The following is a 24,229-nucleotide window of genomic DNA, read 5'->3' on the forward strand; positions in this document are numbered from 1 at the left end:
CGTAGGCCTTGAATTCACCAAAATACTTGGTGATCGCGGCCGTCAACGTCGTCTTGCCGTGGTCAACGTGACCAATCGTCCCAATGTTGACGTGCGGTTTCGTCCGTTCAAACTTTGCCTTTGCCATGGGCATGGCTCCTTATGTTGACGGTGCGTGCAATCACGCACCCTACGGGGTTGGTAGGGTGCGCGGTTGCCCACGCACCGCCGGGATTACGCGTATTTCTTCTGGATCTCGTCCGAGATGTTCTGCGGCACGGCCTCGTAATGGTCGAACTGCATCGTGAACACCGCGCGGCCCGAGGACATCGAACGCAGGTTGTTGATATAGCCGAACATGTTGGCCAGCGGCACGAAGGCGTCGATGACGTTCGCGTTGCCGCGCGTGTCCTGGCCGCGGACCATGCCGCGACGGCTGGTCAGGTCGCCGATGATCGAGCCGGTATATTCCTCCGGCGTGACCACCTCGACGCGCATGATCGGCTCGAGCAGCTTGGCGCCCGCCTTCTTCAGCCCCTCGCGCATACCGGCGCGTGCGGCGATCTCGAAGGCCAGGACCGAGGAGTCGACGTCATGGAAGGCACCGTCGATCAGCGCCACCTTGAAGTCGATCACCGGGAAGCCGGCCAGCGGGCCCGAATCCATCACCGACTTGATGCCTTTTTCCACGCCCGGGATGTATTCCTTGGGCACGGCACCGCCGACGATCTTGGACTCGAACGAGTAGCCCTCGCCCGGCTCGGTCGGCTCGATCTGCAGCTTCACGCGCGCGAACTGGCCGGTACCGCCGGTCTGTTTCTTGTGCGTGTAGTCGATCTCGGCCGGCTGCGAGATGGTTTCGCGATAGGCCACCTGCGGGGCACCGATGTTCGCCTCGACCTTGAACTCGCGCTTCATGCGGTCCACGAGGATGTCGAGGTGAAGCTCGCCCATGCCCTTCATGATGGTCTGGCCCGATTCCATGTCGGTCTCGACGCGGAAGGACGGGTCTTCGGCGGCCAGGCGCTGCAGGGCAAGACCCATCTTTTCCTGGTCGGCCTTCGACTTCGGCTCGACGGCGATCTCGATCACCGGCTCGGGGAAGGTCATGGTTTCCAGGACCACCGGCTTGGCCGGATCGCAGAGCGTGTCGCCCGTGGTGGTTTCCTTCAGACCGGCCAGCGCGATGATGTCGCCGGCAAAGGCTTCCTCGATCTCCTCGCGGTTGATGGCGTGCATCACCATCATCCGGCCGACGCGCTCGCGCTTGCCCTTGGTCGCGTTCAGCATCTGGTCGCCCTTCTTGAGCTGACCGGAATAGATGCGCGTGAAGGTCAGCGAACCGACGAAGGGGTCGTTCATGATCTTGAACGCCAGCGCCGAGAAGGGCTGGTCGTCCGAGGCCGAACGCTCGATGTTGCGGGTCTCGGTCTCGTCGCCCGGCGCAAAGCCCAGATAGGCGGGGACGTCGGTCGGCGCCGGCAGGAAGTCCACCACCGCGTTCAGCAGCGGCTGCACACCCTTGTTCTTGAAGGCCGAGCCGGCCATGACCGGGAAGAACGACAGCGACAGCGTGCCCTTGCGGATCAGCTTGCGCAGCGTCGCCTCATCGGGCTCGTTGCCGTCCAGGTAGGCTTCCATCGCCTCGTCGTCCTGTTCGACGGCGAGTTCGATCATCTTGCCGCGCCATTCCTCGGCGACGTCCTGCAGCTCGTTGCGGATCGGCTGGCGGACCCAGGAAGCGCCCAGATCCTCGCCCTTCCAGACCCATTCTTCCATCTTGATCAGGTCGACGATGCCTTCCAGCTTGTCCTCGGCGCCGATCGGCAGTGCGATCGGGCAAGGCGTGCCGCCGGTGCGGTCCTTGATCATGGCGACGCATTTGAAGAAATCGGCGCCGATCTTGTCCATCTTGTTGACGAAGACGATCCGCGGAACCTTGTAGCGGTCGGCCTGGCGCCACACCGTCTCGGTCTGCGGCTCGACGCCGGCATTGCCGTCCAGAAGGCAGATCGCGCCGTCCAGAACCGCCAGCGAACGCTCGACCTCGATGGTGAAGTCGACGTGGCCGGGGGTGTCGATGATGTTGAAGCGGCAACGCTCGCTATCATCGGGGGTGAAGTCCGCATCCTCGTGGCGCTGCCAGAAGGTGGTGGTCGCCGCCGAGGTGATGGTGATGCCGCGCTCGGCTTCCTGCTCCATCCAGTCCATGGTGGACGCACCTTCGTGCGTCTCGCCCATCTTGTGGTTCTTGCCGGTATAGAACAGGATCCGCTCGGTCGTCGTGGTCTTGCCCGCATCGATGTGGGCCATGATCCCGAAGTTCCGGTAGCGCTCCAGCGGATATTCGCGTGCCATAAAGGGCCTTCCTTCCGGTTACCAGCGGTAGTGGCTGAACGCCTTGTTGGCGTCGGCCATCTTGTGCGTGTCCTCACGCTTCTTGACGGCGGTGCCGCGGCCGTTCACGGCATCGGCCAGCTCGCCCGCGAGGCGCTCTTCCATGGTGTGCTCGTTGCGCTTTTTCGAAGCGTCGATCAGCCAGCGGATCGCCAGGGCTTCGCGGCGCGACGGACGGACCTCGACCGGAACCTGGTAGGTGGCACCGCCGACGCGGCGCGAGCGCACTTCGACCGAGGGCTTCACGTTGTCGAGCGCCTCGTGGAAGACCTCGATCGGCTCGCGCTTCAGCTTGCCCTGGACGCGGTCGAGGGCGTTGTAGACGATGCGTTCGGCAACCGATTTCTTGCCGTCGATCATCAGGTTGTTCATGAATTTGGTCAGCACGCGATCGCCATACTTGGCGTCGGGCAGGACTTCGCGCTTCTCAGCGGCGTGACGACGGGACATGTGCCTATCTCCTTACTTCGGACGCTTCGCGCCGTATTTCGAACGACGCTGACGACGATCCTTGACGCCCTGGGTATCCAGAACACCGCGCAGGATGTGGTAGCGGACACCCGGAAGGTCTTTCACCCGGCCGCCGCGGATCAGCACGACCGAGTGCTCTTGCAGGTTGTGCTTTTCGCCCGGAATATAGGAGATCACCTCGAAGCCATTGGTCAGGCGGACCTTGGCCACCTTACGCATGGCCGAGTTCGGCTTCTTCGGCGTCGTGGTATAGACGCGCGTGCATACGCCCCGCTTCTGCGGGCAGGATTGGAGGTGCTGCGACTTCGAGCGCTGCACCTTGGGCTGCCGCGGTTTGCGGATCAGCTGTTGGATCGTCGGCATTCGGTTCCCCGTCTTGCTTTCGTCAATACTCGCAGCCATCGGCTGCGCCACTTCTCGACGGCGAATCACGCCCATCGTGAAACGCCACAACCCATCCTCTCCCCAAGAGGGTGAGGACGGGTCGAATTACCAGAGGATCGGGGCATTCCGGCCCGGATCATGACCACAGAGGTTCTGGGCCCCGATCAGATTCCTGACGGGTGAAGGGCGTATATGGGCAAACCGGGGGTGAGTCAACAACCCCCCGGGGCATGACCGGCACCGGAAATCCGGGCCCCGGCCCTTCATACGCCCCATCGCGGCCGGTCGGCGCCGGGCAAGCCGAAATCGCGCGCGGCGCGGTCCAGCGTATCTAGGTCGATACGGAACCTTTCGGCCAGAATCCGACCCCTGCCGGCCGGGTCGTCCGGGCACGGATAGCCGGCACCGATCGCGCCCGAGTCGTTGTCGTGGTTCAGGGAGCGCACGAACATCGCCTTGCCGGCCAGCGTCACTCCGGGCATGGACAGGCCGATCTTCCAATGCTGGAAATGCACGGCGCTGCACTGCGCATCGGGCGGCAGATAGATGGTCAGCCCGGCCGATGCGTTATGGATCACCCGCTGCTCGACCGAGACGCCGTCCCGCGTCACCTTCAGCACCAGCCCGCGGGAATAATCGCAAGAGAGGCACCGCCGCCTTTCCCACAGCGGGCGCATCGCCGCGAAATCGGTGCGCGCGTCGCGGATATAGTCGATGGCCACGGCATCGTCGTCATCCTGGCGGAAATGGCCGACGACATCGGCATCGGGCTCGATATGCGGGGCGATCGCGGCCATGCAGGCGTCGAGATGCTTCTCCATCGGCGGGACCAGTTCCAGCCGCGCCTGGGGCATGATCCCGGCCAGTTCGCGCAGCCGCGACAGCCAGGGCTCGGGCAGGTCCGGGCCGGTCATCAGGACCAGGGTGAAATCCGGGTCGGTCTGGGCCAGCAGCCCCGGCAGGGTGACGTTCTCGAACCAGAACCAGCGGCGCGCCAGCCGCTCGGGGTCGTAGAGAAAGGCCCGGCGCTCGGCCAGCGTCTCGTGCATCACCTGAAAGCCGCGCCCGCCAAGATAGGAAAACCGGCACAGGCCCAGCATCTGCACCCGCATCAGCCCCTCCGTTGCAATTGCCGCTCGCGCAGGATGGTATAGATCCCCGCCCCCACGACCAGCGCCGATCCCGCCCAGGTCCACAGGTCCGGCCATTCGCCAAAGATCGCCAGCCCCAGCACCACGGCCCAGACCAGCGACGTATAGCGGAAGGGCGCAACGACGGCGATCTCGCCCACCCGCATGGTGGCGACGGCGGTGATATAGCCGACGGTCAGAAACAGCGCCGCCAGCGCCAGCAGCGAAAGCTCTGCCACGGTCGGAACGCGCCAGCTTTCCCCCGTGCCCAGCACGAAGCCCGTCAGCATCACCGCCAGCGCCGCGTAAAAGGCGATGGCGGACGAGCCGACCCCGGCCGAGAAGGTCCGCGTCGCCAGGTCGCGCAGCACGATCAGCAGCATCGCCGCCAGCGCAATGGCAGACCACATGTCGAAGGCGCCGGTTCCCGGCCGCAGGATCAGCAGCACCCCGAGAAAGCCGATGCCGATGGCCAGCAGCCGGCGCCAGCCCAGCCTTTCGCGAAAGAACAGCGCCGCCGCCAGCGTCACCGCAAGCGGCAGGGCCTGCATGATCGCCGAGATGTCGGCCAGCGCCATGCGCCGCAGCGCCAGCAGGTAAAGCACGGTCGAGACGACATCGGCCACCGTGCGCAGCGCCAGAGGCCAGACATCGCCGCGCGGCACCCGCAGGCGGACCCCGCCCTGCGCCTGCGCGACCAGCAGCATGACCAGCAGCACCAGCGCGCCGCGAATGGCGATGGATTCGTAAAGCGGCAGGGTCTGGGTCACCGCCTTCATCAGCGCATCGTTGCAGATGAAGGCCGCCATGCTGAGCATCATCAGGGCCGAGCCGCGCAAGTTGTCGGCCGCGCTGGCTGAAAAGACCTGCGGCTCGGCGGGTGGCCGTCCCTTCCGGCTGAATGAAAGAAACGGCGTGCGCATGGCGATTCCCGGCTGTTTTTCAATGCTTAGGAAAGGCGCGATGGAAAGGCCATAGCCTGTCAGACGCCGCGCTGACTGGTCGGAGGGTCCGCGGCCTTTTCGTCACGGAACCACGCGCGGCCAGGCCCGCCGGAGGGACCGGCCCTCCCGCAGCCACGGTCAAGCGTTGCGCCTGTACCAGCGCTTTTTCCAACCTGACCGGAATATCAGATAGCCGATCGCGAGCACGACGCAGCCGATACCGCCATTTCTCATGGCCCATGAGAAGTCGGATGTGAGCGCGAGCAATGCGTCCAGCAGCATCGCCACGCCAAAAACCACCACGACCCCGCCGATAACGACGGGCCACAGGCTGCGCCTGAGGTTAGCGCCGCAACCCGAGCATACCGAAAAATTCTCTTTCACCTCGGAACCGCAATGCCCGCAAAGCTGCATGAATATTTCTCCTGGATAATCGTTACACAGACAGGCCGCCGGCGGAAAAAGTCAAACGGCGGCAAGACTCCCTGCCTCGCTTGACCGCCCGGTGCCGGCAAGGCGCATTACGCAACCTTTCAGCATATTACAACTGTGCGATGCAGCTTTGGATTGAGGCAGGCACGCCCTGCCTCGATAAAAAAAGGCCCGGCAGCGATGCCGGGCCTTTCCTGTTCTTTCCGGGGACGATCAGTCCTCGCCGCCGACCTCGGCCGGAGTGTCTTCCGGCGCGATCAGCGCGGCGGCAGCTTCCGCCTCGGCGCGGCGCGCCTCGATCACCTCCTGGTCGCGGTCGGTCGCGATGCGGCGCACGCGAGCGGTGGCCCCGCCGGTGCCGGCCGGGATCAGCCGGCCGACGATGACGTTCTCCTTGAGCCCGACAAGCTTGTCGCGCTTGCCCTGGACGGCGGCCTCGGTCAGCACGCGGGTCGTCTCCTGGAACGAGGCGGCCGAGATGAAGCTGCGGGTTTGCAGCGACGCCTTGGTGATGCCCAGCAACACCGGCTCGCCCGTGGCCGGACGGCCGCCCTTGGCTTCGATCTTGGCGTTCTCTTCCTCGAACTCGTCGCGGTCGACATGCTCGCCCTTCAGCAGCGTGGTGTCGCCGCTGTCGAGGATCTCGATCTTCTGCAGCATCTGCCGCACGATCACCTCGATGTGCTTGTCGTTGATCTTCACGCCTTGCAGCCGGTAGACGTCCTGCACCTCGTCGATCAGGTAATCGGCCAAAGCCTCGATACCCATGATGCGCAGGATGTCATGCGGCGCCGGGTTGCCGTCCATGATGTAGTCGCCCTTCTGCACGAAGTCGCCTTCCTGCACCGGGATGTGCTTGCCTTTCGGCACCATGTATTCGACCGGCTCCAGCGTGTCGTCGGCGGGCTCGATGGCGATGCGGCGCTTGTTCTTGTAGTCCTTGCCAAAGCGCACATAGCCGTCGATCTCGGCGATGATGGCGTGATCCTTGGGACGACGGGCCTCGAACAGTTCCGCCACGCGGGGCAGACCCCCGGTGATGTCCTTGGTCTTGGCGCCTTCGCGCGGGATACGCGCCACCACGTCGCCGGCCTTGATTTCCTGCCCGTCCTCGACCGACAGGATCGCCTCGACCGACATCGGATAGGTGACCGGGTTGCCCTGCTCGTTGCGCACCGGCTCGCCATCCTGATCGACGATGATGATCTCGGGCTTCAGCTCGTTGCCTTTCGGGGCCGAGCGCCAGTCCGTCACGATCTTCTGCGTCATGCCGGTCGCGTCGTCGGTCTCGTCGCGGACCGAGATCCCCGAGATCAGATCGACATATTTCGCCACACCGGCCTTCTCGGCGATGATCGGCAGGGTGTAGGGATCCCATTCGAACATCTTCTGCCCGCGGGCGACGGCATCGCCCTCGCGCACGAACAGTTTCGAGCCGTAGAACAGCTTGTGGCTGGCCAGCGTGTCGCCGGTGGCCGACTTGATGTGCAGCTGCATGTTGCGGCTCATCACGATCAGCTCGCCATTGGCGTTTTCCAGCGTGCTTTCGTTCTCGAAAGCCACCGTGCCCTCCTGCGCCGCGGCGATGAAGGACTGCTGGCCACCCTGGGCGATGCCGCCGATGTGGAAGGTCCGCATCGTCAGCTGGGTGCCCGGCTCGCCGATGGACTGGGCGGCGATGATGCCGACCGCCTCGCCGATATTGACCAGCGTGCCGCGGGCCAGGTCGCGGCCATAGCAAAGCGCGCAGACCCCATCGTCGGATTCGCAGGTCAGGGCCGAGCGGATGCGCACGTTCTGCACGCCCGCCGCCTCGATCTCGTCGGCCTTGCGCTCGTCGATCAGCTCGTTCTTGCGCACGATCACCACGTCCTCGCCCGGGACCAGCACGTCCTCGGCGGCGACGCGGCCCAGCACGCGCTCGGAAAGCGGGCTGACCACCTCGCCGTCGTTGACCGCCGCCGAGGCGGTGATCGCACGGTCGGTGCCGCAATCATGCTCGCGGATGATGCAGTCCTGAGCCACGTCCACCAGACGGCGGGTCAGGTAACCCGAGTTCGCCGTCTTCAGAGCGGTATCCGACAGACCCTTGCGCGCGCCGTGGGTCGAGTTGAAGTATTCAAGAACGGTCAGGCCTTCCTTGAAGTTCGAGATGATCGGCGTCTCGATGATCTCGCCGTTCGGCTTGGCCATCAGGCCCCGCATGCCGCCCAGCTGCTTCATCTGGCTGACCGAGCCCCGCGCGCCCGAATGGGCCATCATGTAGACCGAGTTCGGCTCCAGTTCGGCGCCCTTCTCGTCCTTCTTGGTGGCCGAGATGGTCTTCATCATGGCGTCGGTGACGCGGTCGTTACATTTCGACCAGGCATCGACGACCTTGTTGTATTTCTCGCCCTGGGTGATCAGGCCGTCCAGGTATTGCTGCTCGAACTGCTTGACCTGGTCCTGGGTTTCCTCGACCAGATCCCATTTCGTCGGCGGCACGACCATGTCGTCCTTGCCGAAGGAGATGCCGGCGCGGAACGCCTCGCGGAAGCCGAGGCCCATGATCTGGTCGCAGAAGATCACCGATTCCTTCTGGCCGCAGTAGCGGTAGACGGTGTCGATGACGTTCTGGATGTCCTTCTTGCGCAGCAGGCGGTTCACCAGCTCGAAAGGCGCCTTCGCGTTCTTGGGCAGCAGCGCGCCCAGGCGCAGGCGGCCGGGCGTGGTTTCGAAACGGGTGATGACCTCGTTGCCGTTCTCGTCGATCTGCGGCAGGCGGGCGGTGATGCGGGCATGCAGATGCACCGCGCCGGAGGCCAGCGCGTGTTCCACTTCCTCAAGGCTGGTGAAGGCCATGCCCTCGCCCTTCATGCCCTCGCGCTCCATGGTCGTGTAGTAGAGACCAAGGACCATGTCCTGCGACGGCACGATGATCGGCGCGCCGTTGGCGGGCGACAGCACGTTGTTGGTGGACATCATCAGCACGCGCGCTTCCAACTGCGCCTCAAGCGACAGCGGGACGTGCACGGCCATCTGGTCGCCGTCGAAGTCGGCGTTGAAGGCCGAGCAGACCAGCGGGTGCAGCTGGATCGCCTTGCCTTCGATCAGGATGGGCTCGAAGGCCTGGATGCCCAGCCGGTGCAGCGTCGGCGCACGGTTCAGCAGCACCGGATGCTCGCGGATCACCTCGTCCAGGATGTCCCAGACCTCGGGACGTTCCTTCTCGACCAGCTTCTTGGCCTGCTTGACGGTCGAGGACAGACCCTTCGCCTCAAGCCGCGAATAGATGAACGGCTTGAACAGCTCCAGCGCCATCTTCTTGGGCAGGCCGCACTGGTGCAGCTTCAGCTCCGGCCCGGTCACGATGACCGAGCGGCCCGAGAAGTCCACCCGCTTGCCCAGCAGGTTCTGGCGGAAGCGGCCCTGCTTGCCCTTCAGCATGTCGGACAGCGATTTCAGCGGGCGCTTGTTGTTGCCCGTGATCACGCGGCCGCGGCGGCCGTTGTCGAACAGCGCATCGACCGATTCCTGCAGCATCCGCTTTTCGTTGCGCACGATGATGTCGGGCGCGCGCAGCTCAATCAGGCGCTTGAGGCGGTTGTTGCGGTTGATGACCCGGCGATAGAGGTCGTTCAGGTCCGAGGTCGCGAAGCGGCCGCCGTCCAGCGGCACCAGCGGACGCAGTTCCGGCGGGATGACCGGGATCACGGTCAGCACCATCCATTCGGGACGGTTGCCCGATTCCAGGAAGCTTTCGACGATCTTCAGCCGCTTGATGATCTTTTTCGGCTTCAATTCGCCGGTCGCCTCCTTCAGCTCCTCGCGCAGCTGCTCGGCGGTGGCGGCCAGGTCGATATTGGCCAGCATCTCGCGGATCGCCTCGGCGCCGATATTGGCGGTGAAGGCGTCGGCGCCATACTGGTCCTGCGCGTCGAGGAACTCCTCCTCGGTCAGCAGTTGGCCATAGGAAAGGTCCGTCAAGCCCGGCTCGATGACGACGTAGTTTTCGAAATAGAGGATGCGCTCAAGATCGCGCAGCGTCATGTCCAGCATCAGGCCGATGCGGCTCGGCAGCGACTTCAGGAACCAGATATGCGCGACCGGGGCGGCCAGTTCGATATGGCCCATGCGCTCGCGCCGGACCTTTTGCAGCGTCACCTCGACGCCGCATTTCTCGCAGACCAGGCCGCGATACTTCATGCGCTTGTATTTGCCGCAAAGGCATTCGTAATCCTTGATCGGGCCAAAGATGCGCGCGCAGAACAGGCCGTCACGCTCGGGCTTGAACGTGCGGTAGTTGATGGTTTCAGGCTTCTTCACCTCGCCATAGGACCAGGCGAGGATTTCCTCGGGCGAGGCCAGCGAGATCTTGATTTCGTCGAACTGCCGCGGCGCAGCCAGCGGGTTCAGGGGATTGGTGGCAAGTTCCTGGTTCATTTTCAAATCCTAATGAGGGGCGCGGGGACGTTGCAACGGATCCGCGGGGTGCGCCTCGGCGCACCCCCGGAGTGATCCGTCACTCCTCGTCCTCCGCATCCAGGAGTTCCATGTTGAGGCCCAGACCCCGGACCTCCTTGACCAGGACGTTGAACGATTCCGGCACGCCGGCCTCGAAATTGTCCTCGCCCTTGACGATGCTCTCATAGACCTTGGTCCGGCCGGCCACGTCGTCCGACTTGACCGTCAGCATCTCTTGCAGGGTATAGGCGGCGCCATAGGCTTCCAGCGCCCAGACCTCCATCTCACCCAGACGCTGACCGCCGAACTGCGCCTTGCCGCCCAGCGGCTGCTGGGTCACGAGGCTGTAGGGGCCGGTCGAGCGGGCGTGCATCTTGTCGTCGACAAGGTGGTGCAGCTTCAGGACGTATTTCATCCCGACGGTGACAGGACGGGCGAACTGCTCGCCGGTGCGGCCGTCGAAGACGATGGACTGGCCCGAGGTGTCGAAGCCCGCACGGCGCAGCGCGTCGTTGATATCGGCCTCTTTCGCACCGTCGAAGACCGGCGTGGAAATCGGCACGCCGCCGCGCACGGCATCGGCATGCTCCAGCAAGGTCTCGTCTTCCATGCCCTCGAAGGTCTCGGCATAGAAATCGTCGCCATAGCCGTTCTGCATCGCCTCGCGCACCGGGGTCATGTCGCCGTTGCGGCGATAGTCCTGCAGCGCCTCGTCGATCTTGATACCCAGCCCGCGCGAGGCCCAGCCCATATGGGTCTCGAGGATCTGCCCGACGTTCATCCGCGAGGGCACGCCCAGCGGGTTGAACACCAGGTCGACCGGGGTGCCGTCCGAAAGGAACGGCATGTCCTCGATCGGGACGACCTTGGACACCACGCCCTTGTTGCCGTGACGACCGGCCATCTTGTCGCCCGCTTGCAGCTTGCGCTTCACGGCGACGAAGACCTTGACCATCTTCATCACGCCCGGAGGCAGGTCGTCGCCCTGGCGCACCTTCTCGACCTTGTCGTCGAAACGGTTGTCCAAGGCGCGTTTCTGGGCGTCGAATTGCTGGTTCAGCGCCTCGACCTCTTTCGCGGTATCCTCGTCGGCGACGGCAAGCTGCCACCACTGGCCGCGCGACAACTGACCCAGCAGGTCTTCGTCCACGACGGCTCCGGCGCGGATGCCCTTCGGCCCCTTGACGACTTCCTTGCCCATGATCAGCGATTTCAGGCGCGCATAGATGTTGCGCTCCAGGATCGCCAGCTCGTCGTCGCGGTCGCGGGCCAGGCGCTCGACTTCCTCGCGCTCGATCTGCAGCGCGCGCTCGTCCTTGTCGACGCCGTGACGGTTGAACACCCGGACCTCGACGATGGTGCCGTAGGCCCCCGGCGGCAAGCGCAGCGAGGTGTCGCGCACGTCCGACGCCTTTTCACCGAAGATGGCGCGGAGCAGTTTCTCCTCCGGCGTCATCGGGCTTTCGCCTTTCGGGGTGATCTTGCCGACCAGGATGTCGCCCGGGCCCACTTCCGCACCGATATAGACGATGCCGGCCTCGTCGAGGTTGCGCAGCGCCTCCTCGCCGACGTTCGGGATGTCGCGGGTGATCTCTTCCGGGCCCAGCTTGGTGTCGCGGGCCGCAACCTCGTATTCATCGATATGGATCGAGGTGAACACGTCGTCGCGGTGGATCCGTTCCGAGATCAGGATCGAGTCCTCGTAGTTGTAGCCGTTCCAGGGCATGAAGGCCACGACCACGTTGCGGCCGATCGCCAGCTCGCCCTGATCGGTCGAGGGACCGTCGGCGACGACCTGGCCCTTGACCACCTTGTCGCCCACCTTGACCAGCGGGCGCTGGTTGATGGTCGAGGACTGGTTGGAGCGCTTGAACTTGCGCAGGCGATAGATGTCCACGCCCGCATCGCCGGCGCCCAGATCCTCGGTCGCGCGGATAACGATACGCTGCGCATCGACCTGGTCGATGATGCCGCCCCGGCGCGCCATGATGGCGGCGCCGGAATCGCGCGCCACGGTCGCTTCCATGCCGGTGCCGACGAACGGCGCCTCGGCACGCAGCAGCGGAACCGCCTGACGTTGCATGTTCGAGCCCATCAGCGCCCGGTTGGCGTCGTCGTTCTCAAGGAAGGGGATCAGCGCCGCGGCGACCGAAACCAGCTGCTTCGGCGACACGTCGATCAGGTCCACGGCCTCGACCGGGTTCAGCATGAAGTCGCCGGCCTGGCGGGTCGAGACCAGCTCGTCCACGAACTTGCCGCTTTCGTCCAGCGTCGCGTTGGCCTGGGCGATGGTGTGGCGCATCTCCTCGGTCGCGGACATGTAGACCACCTCGTCGGTGACCTTGCCCTCGACCACCTTGCGGTAGGGGGTCTCGATGAAGCCGTATTTGTTCACGCGGGCAAAGGTGGCCAGCGAGTTGATCAGGCCGATGTTCTGGCCTTCCGGCGTCTCGATGGGGCACATCCGGCCGTAATGGGTCGGGTGAACGTCGCGCACCTCGAAGCCGGCGCGCTCGCGGGTCAGGCCGCCCGGGCCAAGCGCCGAAAGGCGACGCTTGTGCGTGACTTCCGACAGCGGGTTGGTCTGGTCCATGAACTGCGACAGCTGCGACGAGCCGAAGAACTCGCGCACCGCGGCCGCGGCCGGCTTGGCGTTGATCAGGTCCTGCGGCATCACCGTGTCGATCTCGACGCCCGACATGCGCTCGCGGATCGCCCGCTCCATGCGCAGCAGGCCGATGCGATACTGGTTCTCCATCAGTTCGCCGACCGAGCGCACCCGGCGGTTGCCCAGGTGGTCGATGTCGTCGATCTCGCCCTTGCCGTCGCGCAGTTCCACGAGGCCGCGGATACAGGCGATGATGTCCTCCTTGCGCAGGGTGCGCTGGGTATCCGGCGCATCCAGGTCAAGGCGCATGTTCATCTTGACGCGGCCCACGGCCGAAAGATCGTAGCGCTCGCTGTCGAAGAACAGGCTGTCGAACAGGGCCGAGGCGGCCTCGACGGTCGGCGGCTCGCCCGGACGCATGACGCGATAGATGTCCATGAGCGCGCCGTCGCGGCTCATGTTCTTGTCCGCCGCCATGGTGTTGCGGATATAGGGGCCGACATTGACGTGGTCGATGTCGAGGACCGGGATATCCTCGATGCCGTTGTCCAGCAGCACCTTCAGCAGCCCGCCCGAAATCTCGCCGTCGCGGTCGTATTCGACGGTGATCTCGTCGCCGGCCTCGGCATAGATCAGGCCGGTCTGCTCGTTGATGATGTCTTTCGCGACAAAGCGGCCGACGATCTTCTCGAAGGGCAGCAGCAGGTTGATGTCGCCCTTTTCGGCAAGCTGCTTGACCAGGCGCGGCGTCACCTTGTCGCCGGCCTTGGTGATGATCTCGCCGGTCTCGGCGTTCACCAGGTCGAAGCTCGGGCGGGTGCCGCGCACGCGCTCGGGGAAGAACTTCGTGACCCAGCCCGCGGCCTGCCCCTTGCCGGCGCGCTGCAGCTTGTAGTCCACGGTGTTGTAGAAGGCATCCATGATGCCCTCCTGGTCCATGCCGAGCGCATAGAGCAGCGTCGTCACCGGCAGTTTCCGGCGGCGGTCGATGCGCGCGAAGACCAGGTCCTTGGCGTCGAATTCGAAGTCGAGCCACGAGCCGCGATAGGGAATGATACGGCAGGCGAACAGCAGCTTGCCCGAGGAATGGGTCTTGCCGCGGTCATGGTCGAAGAACACGCCGGGCGAGCGGTGCATCTGCGACACCACGACGCGCTCGGTCCCGTTCACGATGAAGGTGCCGTTCTGCGTCATCAGGGGCATGTCGCCCATGTAGACGTCCTGTTCCTTGATGTCCTTGACCGATTTGGCGCCGGTGGTCTCATCGACATCGAACACGATCAGACGCAGCGTCACCTTCAGCGGCGCGGCATAGGTCATGTCGCGGCTCTGGCACTCCTCCACGTCGTATTTCGGCTTTTCCAACTCGTATTTCACGAATTCGAGCGTGGCGGTCTCGTTGAAGTCCTTGATCGGGAACACCGACTGGAAGACACCCTGGATGCCCTCGCCGTCTTGGTGACCCTCGGCGTCGCCAGAGCGCAGGAACAGGTCATAGGAGGATTTCTGAACCTCGATCAGGTTCGGCATCTCCAGAACTTCGCGGATATTGCCATAGTAACGCCGGATGCGTTTCTGGCCGACATAAGCTTGCGCCATAGAGGGTCTTACCTTTCGTCTTTCGCTTGCGCAGACCGTCGGGGCCCGGGCGACGCAAGGCGGCGAATGAGGGGCGGGGTTCCATTCGTGCCGCGCGTCCCACCGCGAGGCTCCCGAACCCCGAACATGCCCTGAAGGAAGGTCTGCCAGCGAAACCGCCCTTCAAGACAGGTTCGGCAGGGACCGGGAAAACCCCGGACCCTGCCCATTTCTTCCGAAATCAATCGGCCGAAGCGGCCAATTACTTCAGCTCGACCTTGGCGCCAGCCGCTTCGAGCTTCTTCTTCATTTCTTCGGCGTCGGCTTTCGAGGCACCCTCTTTCACCTTGCCGCCGGCTTCGACCAGATCCTTGGCTTCTTTCAGGCCCAGGCCGGTGATGCCGCGCACTTCCTTGATCACGTTGATCTTGTTGGCGCCGGCGTCGACCAGGACGACGTCGAATTCGGTTTTCTCTTCGGCGGCTTCAGCCGGGCCAGCGGCCGGGCCGGCAACCATCACGGCGCCGCCGGCGGCGGGCTCGATGCCGTATTCGTCTTTCAGGATGTTCTTCAGTTCCTGGGCTTCCAGCAGGGTCAGGCCCACGATTTCTTCGGCGAGTTTCTTCAGATCAGCCATTTTTCCGTTCTTTCCATTAAGTGTTCCAACGTCGGGGTTTCAACCCCACGACGGAATGGGGATTGCCTCAGGCAGCCTCGCGCTCTTCCAGAGTCGCGAGAATGCCAGCGATGTTGGAAGCAGGTGCGCCGATCGCGCCCGCGATGTTGGAAGCGGGGGCACCGATGCAAGCCACGATCGAAGCGATAAGCTCCTCGCGCGACGGCATCTGGGCCACGGCTTTCACACCGGCCGGGTCAAGCGCCGTGTCGCCCATCGCACCGCCCAGGATCACGAACTTGTCGTTCCCCTTGGCGTATTTGTCCGCGACCTTGGCGGCAGCCACCGGGTCATCGGAGAAGGCGAGCACGGTCATGCCCGTCAGATAGTCGGCGATGCTGGCGCAAGGCTTTCCATCCAGGGCGATCTTGGCGAGCCTGTTCTTGGCAACGCGCACGGACCCGCCGGCGTCGCGCATCTGCGCGCGCAGGTCCTGCATTTCGGCAACCGTCATTCCCTCGTAGCGGGCAACCACCACGACGCCAGAGGCATCAAAGATCTGGCCGAGTTCTTCGACCACCTGTTCTTTTTGCGCTCTATCCACGGTTTCACTCCAAGTGTGGGGGTTTCCCCCCGGCTCTACTTTTGCCCTCGGGCCCGGGGCCCGGTGGCGCGTTCAGTCCGCTTGAAAGGTCCAGATGTTTCCAACCAATGGATCGCGCTAGCGCCGTTGATCTGAATTCTCGTCTGATTCCCCATCTCAGGAAGGACTTAGCGACCTTGCGGCCTGCCCTCCGTCTCGGACAGAAGATCACGAGCGTATGACGAATCACACACTCGCGAACGGAATGTCGTTAGACCACCTTGCGCCCCTTGCCAAGAGCCAAGGCGGGAAAACTCGCCCGCACCCGATCACTCGACCGCGATCAGGCCCTTGATGCCTGCATTTGCCGCATCGCCTGCAGCATCGGCGCGGCCGACTGGCAAGGCAAGGCAAGGCAAGGCAAGGCAAGGCACGACAGGAAATGCAGCCGAATATCCGGCGCAAAATGAAAAAGCCCCCGGACCGCGCCGGAGGCTTCCCGATTTCAGGGCGATGCAGCGATTACTGCGCCGCGGCGGTCGAGCCCAGGTCCAGCGACACGCCCGGACCCATGGTCGAGCTGATCGAGACCTTCTTCACATAGGTGCCCTTGGCGCCCGAGGGCTTCGCACGGTTCACCGCATCCACGAAGGCGCGGATGTTCTCGGCCAGCTTCTCGATCTCGAACGAGGCCTTGCCGACGCCGGCATGGACCACGCCCGCCTTCTCGGCCTTGAACTGGACCTCGCCGCCCTTGGCGGCTTCGACGGCAGCCTTCACGTCCATCGTCACCGTGCCGACCTTGGGGTTCGGCATCAGGTTGCGCGGGCCCAGGATCTTGCCCAGACGGCCGACCAGCGGCATCATGTCCGGGGTGGCGATGCAGCGATCGAACTCGATCTTGCCCGACTGGATCGTCTCCATCAGGTCTTCCGCACCGACGATCTCGGCGCCGGCCGCCTTGGCTTCGTCAGCCTTGGGGCCGCGGGCGAAGACGGCGACGCGCACATCCTTACCGGTGCCGTTGGGCAGGGTCACGACGCCGCGGACCATCTGGTCGGCATGGCGCGGATCGACGCCCAGGTTCATCGCGATCTCGACGGTCTCATCGAATTTCGCGCTGGCGTTTTCCTTGACCAGCTTGACGGCTTCCTCGACCGCGAGGTTCGACTTGCCGGCAAAGGCAGCACGGGCGGAGACTTGTTTTTTCGACAGTTTAGCCATGGCTTAGCCTTTCACCTCGATGCCGATCGAACGCGCCGAGCCCAGGATGATCTGCATCGCGGCTTCGACGTCGTTCGCGGACAGGTCCTTCATCTTGGCTTCGGCGATCTCGCGAACCTGCTTGGCGGTCACGGTGCCGGCGGTCTGACGACCGGGCTTTTCCGAGCCCTTGGCGCGGTTGCGCTTGCCCTGCGGCTTCAGGCCGGCGGCCTTCTTCAGCAGGAACGAGGCCGGGGGCGTCTTGGTCTCGAAGGTGAAGGACTTGTCGGCGTAATAGGTGATCACGACCGGAACGGGGGCACCCTGCTCCATCTCCTGCGTCTTGGCGTTGAACGCCTTGCAGAATTCCATGATGTTGATGCCGCGCTGACCCAGGGCCGGGCCGACGGGCGGGGACGGGTTCGCCTGACCCGCCTTGATTTGCAGCTTGAGGCTGCCGACAACTTTCTTGGCCATCTGGCCCTCTCCTTATCATCACGCCCCGCCCGAGATTGGGCATGGGGCCGACTTAGCGGTGCGGCTCGGGCCCCGAAGGACCGGCACCTCCCGCAACGATCACGCGGTCTTGGCGACCTGCGTGAATTCCAGCTCGACCGGGGTCGGGCGGCCGAAGATGGACACCGTGACCTTGATGCGGTTCGCGGCCTCGTCCACTTCCTCGACCATGCCCGAGAAGCCCTCGAAGGGTCCGTCGGTCACGTTCACCTTTTCGCCCACGTCGAACCGGATCAGGTTGCGCGGCGCGACTTCGGCCCCGCCCTCGCCGGTGCGATGCAGGATCGCGTTCACCTCGTCGTCGCGCATCGGCATCGGCTTGCCCTGGGCGCCCAGGAAGCCGGTGACGCGGTTGATCGAGTTCACCAGGTGGTAGGTCTTGTCCGACAGCTCCATGCGCACCAGCACATAGCCGGGCATGAAGCGGCGCTCGGAGGTGACCTTCTTGCCGCGGCGGATCTCGATCACTTCCTCGGTCGGGACCAGCACCTCGTCGATCTGGTCCTCGAGACCCTTTTCGACCACCGCCTGACGAATCGCCTCGGCGACCTTCTTTTCAAAGTTCGACAGGACGCTGACCGAATACCAACGCTTTGCCATGTCTCGATCGACCCCTGTTTCCTTCCGGGTCGACCAGGGCCAACCCATTGAATACCTTGTCCGCCCCAGCCGGTTCCAGCGCTATCGCCGCAGGAGCCGGCCAAATTGAAATCGGCGCGCACGACCGGATCGATGCACGCCGTATCACGGGCAGGTCGGGCGGACATAACGCCCCCCGCCCCTCAATGCAAGCCCTCAGCTGCCGATCAGATGGATCACGGCCGAAAGGCCGGTCTTGATCAGCAGGTCGACGAGGAAGAAGAAGATCGAGGCCAGCGTCGCCATGATGAAGACCATGATCGTGGTCGTCACCACCTCGCGGCGGGTGGGCCAGGTGATCTTGCCAAGCTCGGCACGGACCTGGCTGATGAACTGGACGGGGTTGGCCATGGATTTTCCTTCGGTCTTGCAGCGGGTCAGATAGCCTGCGCCGGCCGGCATTTCAAGCACCGATCTGGCAGGGGGTCAGGGCTCCAGAAGCTCGACCCCCGGGATGGCGCGCAGGATCTCGATGTCGCGCGCATAGTTCTCGGCCGAACGGGCATGGGTCGCATCGTCCAGCAGGCGCAGCGGCGCATGGCCGCCGGCGGGCTGAAAGCGGGCGCGGGCGCGGCGGGCCAGCAGGCGGATGTCGGCCTCGGGCTCGGTCGCAGCACGGCGCAGCAGCCATTCGTAGCCGGCCTGCGTCAGCCCGACATTCGCGGGCGGCGGATCGGGCACCAGGCCCGCAAGGCCGGGCGGCAACAGCCGCTCCAGAAGCTGCGGGCGCAGCGCCGGATAATCCTCATAGCGCCACAGGACGATGCGCGACACCTCCTCGACCGCCGCCAGCCGCCCGACCAGATCCAGCCAGACGGAGCGCGCCGGATCACGGCCGCACAGATAGGAATCGAGGTCGATCTCCTTGCCGCCCGCAACCTGCAAGGCAAAGGCCGAGACAATGAAGGACGCGGGGTCGCGCAGCGACAGATACAGCACCGCCGGCTCGTCCCCCGCCAGCGCGATGACATGCCGCAGCCGTGCCGCCGCGCGCGGATAAAGCTCGCCCTTGCGGGAAAACAGCCTGCTGCGATGGGTCAGGCCCAGAATGTTCTCTTCCGAGATCAGCAGGTCGGGACAGCCCTGGCGCAGGTCCCGCAGCACCTGCCGGGCGCCCGCCTCGTCGGGACCGCCCATGCCTTGCGCCAGGATCAGCGACAGGGACAGCGGATCGCCACGCAGCAGGTTGGGATCGACAAGGGCCAGCCCGGCCTCGCGCAGACCGTCGCGCACCTGGCGCAGGGAATGTTGCAGATGGGTCGAGGCGGTCTTGTGCGCCCCCAGATGTATGCTCAGGGCCATGGGATCTCAGCGGAGGATCGGGGCACGCGCATGACACGGAAGGCGGCTGGCAGGGGTTGGGGGACTCGAACCCACGACCCTCGGTTTTGGAGACCGATGCTCTACCAACTGAGCTAAACCCCTAAGCCGCGCGTCTGATTACGGCAGGTGAGGGCGCGGTTCAAGAGGGAAGATCACTCGGCCTCAAGAAACCCGCCCGACTGCCGTGCCCAAAGACCCGCATAGATGCCGCCGCGCGCCAACAGCGCCTCATGCGTGCCCTGCTCGACGATGCGGCCCTGCTCCATCACCACCAGCCGGTCCATGCGCGCGATGGTGGACAGCCGGTGCGCGATGGCGATCACCGTCTTGCCCTGCATCAGCATGTCGAGCTGCGACTGGATCGCCGCCTCGACCTCGCTGTCCAGCGCACTCGTCGCCTCGTCCAAGACCAGGATCGGCGCGTCCTTCAGAAGCACGCGCGCGATGGCGATGCGCTGGCGCTGCCCGCCCGAAAGCTTGACCCCGCGCTCGCCGACATGGGCGTCGAGCCCATGCCGACCCTGCGAATCGGTCAGGGTGGCGATGAAGTCCGCCTCTGCCAGTTCGGCGGCGCGCAGGATCTCGGCCTCGGACGCATCGGGACGGCCATAGGCGATATTGTCGCGGATCGAGCGGTGCAGAAGCGAGGTGTCCTGCGTCACCACCCCGATGGCGGCGCGCAGGGATTCCTGCGTGACCTGCGATATGTCCTGCCCGTCGATCAGGATGCGGCCCGATTCCAGGTCGTGGAAGCGCAGCATCAGGTTCACCAGCGTCGATTTTCCCGCGCCCGAGCGCCCGACCAGCCCGATCCGCTCACCCGGCGTGATGGTCAGGCCCAGGTCGTCCAGCACCGCGCCCCGGCCGGGCCGCGCCGCCTCGCCATAGCGGAAGGTCACGCGGTCGAACTCGACCCGGCCCTCGGGCACCGCCAGCGGGCGGGCGCCGCGCGCATCCGTCACCATGCGCGGCAAGGACAGCGAGCCGATGCCGTCGCGCACCGTGCCGATATTCTCGAAAAGCCCGGCGAATTCCCACATGATCCAATGCGACATGTTGCCCAGGCGCAAGGCCAGCGGGATCGCCACGGCGACGGCGCCGACCTCGATCTTGCCGCCGACCCAGAGCCAAAGGCCCAGCACCGTCACGGAAAAGGTCAGCAGCGAGTTCAGCGTGGACAACATGATGTTCTGGATCGAGGCCAGCCGCATCTGCCCGTGCACGGTCTGCAGGAACCCGTCCATGCTTTCGCGGACATAGGCTTCTTCGCGCGAGGAATGCGAGAACAGCTTGACCGTCGAGATGTTGGTATAGCTGTCCACCACCCGCCCGGTCATCTGCGCGCGGGCATCGGCCTGCGCCTCGCTGATGCGGCCGATGCGCGGGATCAGCCACCACAGCAGGACCCCGTAGAGGATGCCCCAGCCGGCAAAGGGAATCGCCAGCCAGCCGTCGGTCGAGGCCGCCAGCACCAGCGCGCCGATGAAATAGACCCCGACATAGACCAGCACGTCCATGAACTTCATCGCCACTTCGCGCACCGCCAGCGCGGTCTGCATCAGCTTGGTGGCGATCCGGCCGGCAAACTCGTCCTGGAAATAGCTCATCGACTGGCGCAGCAGGTAGCGATGCGCCTGCCAGCGGATGCGCTGCGGGAAATTGCCCATCAGCGTCTGGTGCATGAGCAGCGAGAACAGCACCTGCAACAGCGGCAGCCCGATCACCAGGATCGCGCCCATCAGGATCAGCCGGTTGCCCTCCTGTGCCCAGAAATTCTGGCGATCCGCGCCGGCCAGCCGGTTCACCAGCTCGCCCAGATAGCCGAACAGCACCACCTCGGCCACGGCGATCATGGCCGAGCAGGCGGCCATGGACAGCATGTAGCCCTCGGCCCCGCGCGAAAAATGCAGGATGAACCGCCACAGCCCCTGCGGCGGCATCCGCGGCGGATCGGCGGGATAGGGATCAAGCCGGCGCTCGAACCAGCTGAACATGATAGACCTCATTCGCATCAGTCCGGGCCTTTGCCCGGTTCGTTCCGTCGGACCGCCTCAGGCGGCCAGTTCCTCAAGCGCCGCGACATCGGCCCGGGCCAGTGCGGCGGTGGCGCGGGCGATCCGCGCCGGCGGCCAGTGCCACCATTGCAACGCCAGCAGTCGCGCGATGGTCGCATCGTCAAAGCGCATCCGCATGACACGGGCCGGGTTGCCCGCGACCACGGCGTAATCCGGCACCACCCCGCCCACCACCGCGCCGGCGCCGATGATGACGCCGCTGCCGATCCGCGCGCCGGGCAGGATGGTGGCACCGTCGCCGATCCAGACGTCGTGGCCGATCACCGTATCCGGCAACCCGCTGATCTGGTCGATGTAATCGCCCACCCGCGCGTGATCGAAGATCGCGAAGGGATAGGTCGAGATCCCGGCCATCGGATGATTGGCCGAAGCGGTGACGATCCGCACCCGGTCGGCGATCTGGCAGAACCGCCCGATCACCAGCTGTTCGGGCGCGCCGGCATAGGTATAGGGCGCCAGCCGCACCGCCCAGTCGTCCGGCGGATCGAAGCTGCTGGCATAGGTGAAATCGCCGATCTCGATGTTCGGATGGTCGATCACCCGGTTCAGATGCACCAGCCCCCGGTTCAGGGTGCCGTCGGGAAAGCGCATGGGATGGGGCAGGGCCGCATCAAGGAAGTCAGCCGTCATGGGAATCCTCTCAAATCCGTCCGTCGAAGGTCAGATCTGCGAGTTGTCCATGACACCGTTCTCCTCTGTTGCGGCAGGCACCATAGCCCGATTTCGCCGTCGAGGCAACCGGCGCCGGCCACCGGCCGAGGCTGGGGTTCGGGCGGCGCGGTGTCCGGGGCTCTGCCCCCGCCCCTGCGGGGCTCCCCCGGGGGTATTTGGAAAACGGAAAAAGCGTTCTGCGCGCGCCTGCCCTTACAGGTGCCGGGTCTCGGGTGCCGGGTTCCACCAGGCGTCATGCGCCCCGTCGGCGTAAAACACCGGGGCGGCGATCAGCTCGGCCTCGGGCACGTCGTCCAGCGCGCTGACGCAGACCTGGACGAAGCGACCGCCCATCTCTTCCAGATGCCCCTCGGTCCACAGCCTCGTGCCGCAGCGCACGCAGAACATGTGGTGCATGTCGACGCCGTCCTGCTGCCGGCGCGGGGTCTCGGCCAGTATCTCGGCGCCATGGGTGACGCGAAAGCGTTCGGGGTCGGGCAGGCGCATCTCCCAATAGCGCATCTTGCGGCAGAAGCTGCAATTGCAGCGCATGGTGCCCTGCGACAGGTCGCCCTCGGCCTCGAAGCGGACGGCGCCGCAAAAGCAGGAACCATGATAGCGGGTCATGCCGGCTCTCCGTGGTGGACGGCCTCGATATTGTTGCCGTCGGGGTCGAGGACGAAGGCGCCGTAATAGCCCGGGTGATATTCCGGCCGCAGCCCCGGCGCGCCGTTGTCGCGCCCGCCCGCGGCCAATGCGGCAGCATGAAAGGCATCCACCGTCGCCCGGTCGGACGCGGCAAAGGCGACATGGGTGCCCGCGCCGGCCGATCTGCCGCTGCCGATCCAGAAGAACGGCTTGCCGTCGCGGCCGTAGCCCAGATGCGCGCCATGGCCGCCGGTCATCTGCTCGGTCACCTCCATCAGCAACTCGATGCCCAGGGGCGCCATTGCCCGGTCGTAGAAGGCGCGCGAGCGGGCCAGGTCCGAGACGGGAAATCCGATATGGTCGATCATGTGAAATCTCCTTTCCCGGCAAGGATCGCCCTGCCCTGCTGACAGATCGCGTCAGGAGAGCTTTTCGGCAAAGAAATCCAGCGTTCGCTGCCAGGCGAGTTCCGCCGCCGCTTCGTCATGGCGCGGCGTGGTGTCGTTGTGGAAACCGTGCTGGGTGCCGGGATAGAAGAATGCCTGATATTCCTTGCCCTGCTCTTTCAGCGCCGCCTCATAGGCTGGCCAGCCCTCGTTCACGCGCTCGTCCTTCTCGGCGTAATGCAGCATCAGCGGCGCCTGGATCTGCGCCACCTCCTCGGGCCGGGGCTGGCGGCCGTAGAAGGGAACCGAGGCGGCCAGTTCGGGATAGGCCACCGCCAGCGCGTTGCAGACCCCGCCGCCGTAGCAAAAGCCGACCGCACCGACCTTGCCGGTCGAATCGGCATGGCCGCGCAGGAATTCATGGGCGGCGAAGAAATCCTCCATCAGCCTGGCCGGGTCGAGGCTCGCCTGCATCTCGCGCCCCTCGTCGTCATTGCCGGGATAGCCGCCAAGCGGGCTCAGCCCGTCCGGGCCGAAGGCCAGGTAGCCCGCCTTGCCCAAGCGCCGCACGACATCCTGGACATAGGGGTTCAGCCCGCGATTTTCGTGCACCACCAGCACGGCGGGCAGCTTGCCCTGCGCCCCGGCCGGCCGCGCCATCAGCCCGCTGATGCGGCCATGGCCCTCGGGGCTGTCATAGCTTGCGGTCTCGGTCGCGATGGCGGGGTCGTCTGGCGGCACCTGCTGGGCCAGGGCGTAGTTCGGCTTGAGCGCCTCGAAGATCGCGGCGGCGGTCATGCCCGCCGTGGCGAATTGCGCAGCCTGCACCATGAAGTCGCGCTTGCCGATTCGGCCATGCACATAGCCGTCGAAGATCTCGAGGATGCGGGGGTGAAAGTCGGAAGCCTTCCTGCGTTCGGTCATGGTCGTGCCCTCCTGTCGCCAAAGGCTAGCACGGGCCGAGCGTCCGATCCCTCACAAACCCGTCAGGGGCCAACGGCAAGGGCCGCTCCTTTTGGAGCGGCCCTGTCATCGCGATATCCCTTGCGGGATCACCCGATGGTCCCCGGCGGGGCCGCGGCCTTGGGCCGCCGCCCCTGACGGATCACTTCAGGATCTTCGACACCACGCCGGCGCCGACCGTGCGGCCGCCCTCGCGGATCGCGAAGCGCAGCTTCTCTTCCATCGCGATCGGAGCGATCAGCTCCACCTCGAACTTCAGG

22 protein-coding genes, 1 tRNA gene and 2 pseudogenes are annotated in these 24,229 nt (G+C 65.1%); 1 reads left to right on the plus strand and 24 read right to left on the minus strand.

The annotated features are described in order from the left end of the window. From QPR87_RS22375 to QPR87_RS22400, 6 genes are all read right to left on the minus strand, one after another. Positions 1 to 127: GTP-binding protein (locus QPR87_RS22375; RefSeq protein ID WP_231555447.1), on the minus strand; the 127-nt coding region annotated here is incomplete at its 3' end. A gap of 86 nt (positions 128 to 213) precedes the next feature. Next, positions 214 to 2,337, minus strand: a complete 2,124-nt coding sequence (gene fusA / locus QPR87_RS22380; RefSeq protein WP_285051426.1) for an elongation factor G — start codon at positions 2,335 to 2,337, stop codon at positions 214 to 216. An 18-nt stretch (positions 2,338 to 2,355) separates the two neighbouring features. After that, entirely contained in the window at positions 2,356 to 2,826 is a 471-nt protein-coding gene (rpsG, locus tag QPR87_RS22385) for a 30S ribosomal protein S7 (RefSeq protein ID WP_011747098.1), read from the minus strand. A gap of 12 nt (positions 2,827 to 2,838) precedes the next feature. Then, positions 2,839 to 3,210, minus strand: a complete 372-nt coding sequence (rpsL, locus tag QPR87_RS22390; RefSeq protein ID WP_010399029.1) for a 30S ribosomal protein S12 — start codon at positions 3,208 to 3,210, stop codon at positions 2,839 to 2,841. Positions 3,211 to 3,494: 284 nt separating this feature from the next. Next, the gene (locus QPR87_RS22395; RefSeq protein ID WP_285051427.1) at positions 3,495 to 4,343 is read right to left on the minus strand and encodes a putative rhamnosyl transferase; all 849 of its coding nucleotides are present in this window, start codon (positions 4,341 to 4,343) and stop codon (positions 3,495 to 3,497) included. After that, positions 4,343 to 5,170, minus strand: coding sequence for a DMT family transporter (locus QPR87_RS22400; RefSeq protein WP_230998606.1), 828 nt, complete (start codon positions 5,168 to 5,170; stop codon positions 4,343 to 4,345). Before QPR87_RS22400 ends, QPR87_RS22395 begins: the two co-directional genes overlap by 1 nt. On the opposite strand from QPR87_RS22400, the gene QPR87_RS22405 reads away from it, so the two are divergent. Beyond that, positions 5,169 to 5,339, plus strand: a complete 171-nt coding sequence (locus tag QPR87_RS22405) for a hypothetical protein (RefSeq protein WP_157137425.1) — start codon at positions 5,169 to 5,171, stop codon at positions 5,337 to 5,339. The genes QPR87_RS22400 and QPR87_RS22405 overlap by 2 nt on opposite strands. Positions 5,340 to 5,443: 104 nt before the next feature. Here QPR87_RS22405 and QPR87_RS22410 read toward each other — a convergent pair whose 3' ends face one another. From QPR87_RS22410 to QPR87_RS22490, 18 genes and pseudogenes are all read right to left on the minus strand, one after another. Then, complete coding sequence (locus tag QPR87_RS22410; protein WP_011747095.1) at positions 5,444 to 5,719, minus strand: hypothetical protein; 276 nt, start codon at positions 5,717 to 5,719, stop codon at positions 5,444 to 5,446. Positions 5,720 to 5,950: 231 nt separating this feature from the next. Continuing rightward, a complete protein-coding gene (gene rpoC, locus QPR87_RS22415; protein WP_285051428.1) occupies positions 5,951 to 10,159 on the minus strand; it encodes a DNA-directed RNA polymerase subunit beta' in 4,209 nt (1,402 codons plus the stop codon). A 79-nt stretch (positions 10,160 to 10,238) separates the two neighbouring features. Continuing rightward, positions 10,239 to 14,387: a DNA-directed RNA polymerase subunit beta gene (gene rpoB / locus QPR87_RS22420; RefSeq protein ID WP_074810711.1), complete on the minus strand. Its 4,149-nt coding sequence runs from the start codon at positions 14,385 to 14,387 to the stop codon at positions 10,239 to 10,241. A gap of 241 nt (positions 14,388 to 14,628) precedes the next feature. Continuing rightward, on the minus strand, positions 14,629 to 15,003 hold the full coding sequence (rplL, locus tag QPR87_RS22425) for a 50S ribosomal protein L7/L12 (protein WP_011747091.1): 375 nt from the start codon (positions 15,001 to 15,003) through the stop codon (positions 14,629 to 14,631). A gap of 67 nt (positions 15,004 to 15,070) precedes the next feature. Continuing rightward, the gene (gene rplJ, locus QPR87_RS22430) at positions 15,071 to 15,586 is read right to left on the minus strand and encodes a 50S ribosomal protein L10 (RefSeq protein ID WP_011747090.1); all 516 of its coding nucleotides are present in this window, start codon (positions 15,584 to 15,586) and stop codon (positions 15,071 to 15,073) included. Between the two features lie 501 nt (positions 15,587 to 16,087). After that, positions 16,088 to 16,789: a 50S ribosomal protein L1 gene (rplA, locus tag QPR87_RS22435; protein WP_011747089.1), complete on the minus strand. Its 702-nt coding sequence runs from the start codon at positions 16,787 to 16,789 to the stop codon at positions 16,088 to 16,090. A gap of 3 nt (positions 16,790 to 16,792) precedes the next feature. Next, positions 16,793 to 17,245 carry a 50S ribosomal protein L11 gene (rplK, locus tag QPR87_RS22440; protein ID WP_011747088.1) on the minus strand — a complete coding sequence of 151 codons (453 nt, stop codon included), beginning with the start codon at positions 17,243 to 17,245 and terminating at the stop codon, positions 16,793 to 16,795. Positions 17,246 to 17,344: 99 nt separating this feature from the next. Beyond that, entirely contained in the window at positions 17,345 to 17,884 is a 540-nt protein-coding gene (gene nusG, locus QPR87_RS22445; protein WP_104491305.1) for a transcription termination/antitermination protein NusG, read from the minus strand. A 195-nt stretch (positions 17,885 to 18,079) separates the two neighbouring features. Then, positions 18,080 to 18,274, minus strand: a complete 195-nt coding sequence (gene secE, locus QPR87_RS22450; protein ID WP_041530087.1) for a preprotein translocase subunit SecE — start codon at positions 18,272 to 18,274, stop codon at positions 18,080 to 18,082. A 75-nt stretch (positions 18,275 to 18,349) separates the two neighbouring features. Beyond that, complete coding sequence (locus tag QPR87_RS22455; protein WP_285051429.1) at positions 18,350 to 19,225, minus strand: hypothetical protein; 876 nt, start codon at positions 19,223 to 19,225, stop codon at positions 18,350 to 18,352. A 47-nt stretch (positions 19,226 to 19,272) separates the two neighbouring features. Beyond that, positions 19,273 to 19,348, minus strand: a tRNA-Trp gene (locus tag QPR87_RS22460). A gap of 50 nt (positions 19,349 to 19,398) precedes the next feature. Next, a pseudogene (locus tag QPR87_RS23790) lies at positions 19,399 to 20,115 on the minus strand (ABC transporter ATP-binding protein); the annotation flags it as partial. 228 nt (positions 20,116 to 20,343) lie between these two features. Continuing rightward, positions 20,344 to 21,258 (minus strand): annotated as a pseudogene (locus QPR87_RS23795) (ABC transporter transmembrane domain-containing protein); the annotation flags it as partial. 39 nt (positions 21,259 to 21,297) lie between these two features. After that, positions 21,298 to 21,951, minus strand: coding sequence for a CatB-related O-acetyltransferase (locus tag QPR87_RS22470; protein ID WP_285051431.1), 654 nt, complete (start codon positions 21,949 to 21,951; stop codon positions 21,298 to 21,300). Positions 21,952 to 22,185: 234 nt separating this feature from the next. Continuing rightward, positions 22,186 to 22,599 (minus strand): GFA family protein, encoded by a 414-nt coding sequence (locus tag QPR87_RS22475; protein WP_230998603.1) that lies wholly within the window; start codon positions 22,597 to 22,599, stop codon positions 22,186 to 22,188. After that, positions 22,596 to 22,988, minus strand: a complete 393-nt coding sequence (locus QPR87_RS22480; protein WP_230998602.1) for a VOC family protein — start codon at positions 22,986 to 22,988, stop codon at positions 22,596 to 22,598. The genes QPR87_RS22475 and QPR87_RS22480 overlap by 4 nt, the downstream gene beginning before the upstream one ends. A gap of 51 nt (positions 22,989 to 23,039) precedes the next feature. Beyond that, complete coding sequence (gene yghX, locus QPR87_RS22485; protein WP_285051432.1) at positions 23,040 to 23,930, minus strand: YghX family hydrolase; 891 nt, start codon at positions 23,928 to 23,930, stop codon at positions 23,040 to 23,042. A gap of 181 nt (positions 23,931 to 24,111) precedes the next feature. Next, positions 24,112 to 24,229: EF-Tu C-terminal domain-related protein (locus QPR87_RS22490; RefSeq protein ID WP_285051433.1), on the minus strand; the 118-nt coding region annotated here is incomplete at its 5' end.

The organism is Paracoccus sp. SSJ, from assembly GCF_030234105.1.
GTDB lineage: Bacteria > Pseudomonadota > Alphaproteobacteria > Rhodobacterales > Rhodobacteraceae > Paracoccus > Paracoccus denitrificans.

Bases quoted from the DNA above. Each gene is read 5' to 3' on its own strand.
- rplK (WP_011747088.1), bottom strand. From the start codon at position 17,245: ATGGCCAAGAAAGTTGTCGGCAGCCTCAAGCTGCAAATCAAGGCGGGT.
- rpoC (WP_285051428.1), bottom strand. From the start codon at position 10,159: ATGAACCAGGAACTTGCCACCAATCCCCTGAACCCGCTGGCTGCGCCG.
- QPR87_RS22410 (WP_011747095.1), bottom strand. From the start codon at position 5,719: ATGCAGCTTTGCGGGCATTGCGGTTCCGAGGTGAAAGAGAATTTTTCG.
- rplA (WP_011747089.1), bottom strand. From the start codon at position 16,789: ATGGCTAAACTGTCGAAAAAACAAGTCTCCGCCCGTGCTGCCTTTGCC.
- QPR87_RS22475 (WP_230998603.1), bottom strand. From the start codon at position 22,599: ATGACCCGCTATCATGGTTCCTGCTTTTGCGGCGCCGTCCGCTTCGAG.
- yghX (WP_285051432.1), bottom strand. From the start codon at position 23,930: ATGACCGAACGCAGGAAGGCTTCCGACTTTCACCCCCGCATCCTCGAG.
- fusA (WP_285051426.1), bottom strand. From the start codon at position 2,337: ATGGCACGCGAATATCCGCTGGAGCGCTACCGGAACTTCGGGATCATG.
- QPR87_RS22455 (WP_285051429.1), bottom strand. From the start codon at position 19,225: ATGGCCCTGAGCATACATCTGGGGGCGCACAAGACCGCCTCGACCCAT.
- rpoB (WP_074810711.1), bottom strand. From the start codon at position 14,387: ATGGCGCAAGCTTATGTCGGCCAGAAACGCATCCGGCGTTACTATGGC.
- QPR87_RS22400 (WP_230998606.1), bottom strand. From the start codon at position 5,170: ATGGCGGCCTTCATCTGCAACGATGCGCTGATGAAGGCGGTGACCCAG.
- secE (WP_041530087.1), bottom strand. From the start codon at position 18,274: ATGGCCAACCCCGTCCAGTTCATCAGCCAGGTCCGTGCCGAGCTTGGC.
- QPR87_RS22395 (WP_285051427.1), bottom strand. From the start codon at position 4,343: ATGCGGGTGCAGATGCTGGGCCTGTGCCGGTTTTCCTATCTTGGCGGG.
- rplL (WP_011747091.1), bottom strand. From the start codon at position 15,003: ATGGCTGATCTGAAGAAACTCGCCGAAGAAATCGTGGGCCTGACCCTG.
- rpsG (WP_011747098.1), bottom strand. From the start codon at position 2,826: ATGTCCCGTCGTCACGCCGCTGAGAAGCGCGAAGTCCTGCCCGACGCC.
- QPR87_RS22470 (WP_285051431.1), bottom strand. From the start codon at position 21,951: ATGACGGCTGACTTCCTTGATGCGGCCCTGCCCCATCCCATGCGCTTT.
- QPR87_RS22480 (WP_230998602.1), bottom strand. From the start codon at position 22,988: ATGATCGACCATATCGGATTTCCCGTCTCGGACCTGGCCCGCTCGCGC.
- rpsL (WP_010399029.1), bottom strand. From the start codon at position 3,210: ATGCCGACGATCCAACAGCTGATCCGCAAACCGCGGCAGCCCAAGGTG.
- QPR87_RS22405 (WP_157137425.1), top strand. From the start codon at position 5,169: ATGCTGAGCATCATCAGGGCCGAGCCGCGCAAGTTGTCGGCCGCGCTG.
- nusG (WP_104491305.1), bottom strand. From the start codon at position 17,884: ATGGCAAAGCGTTGGTATTCGGTCAGCGTCCTGTCGAACTTTGAAAAG.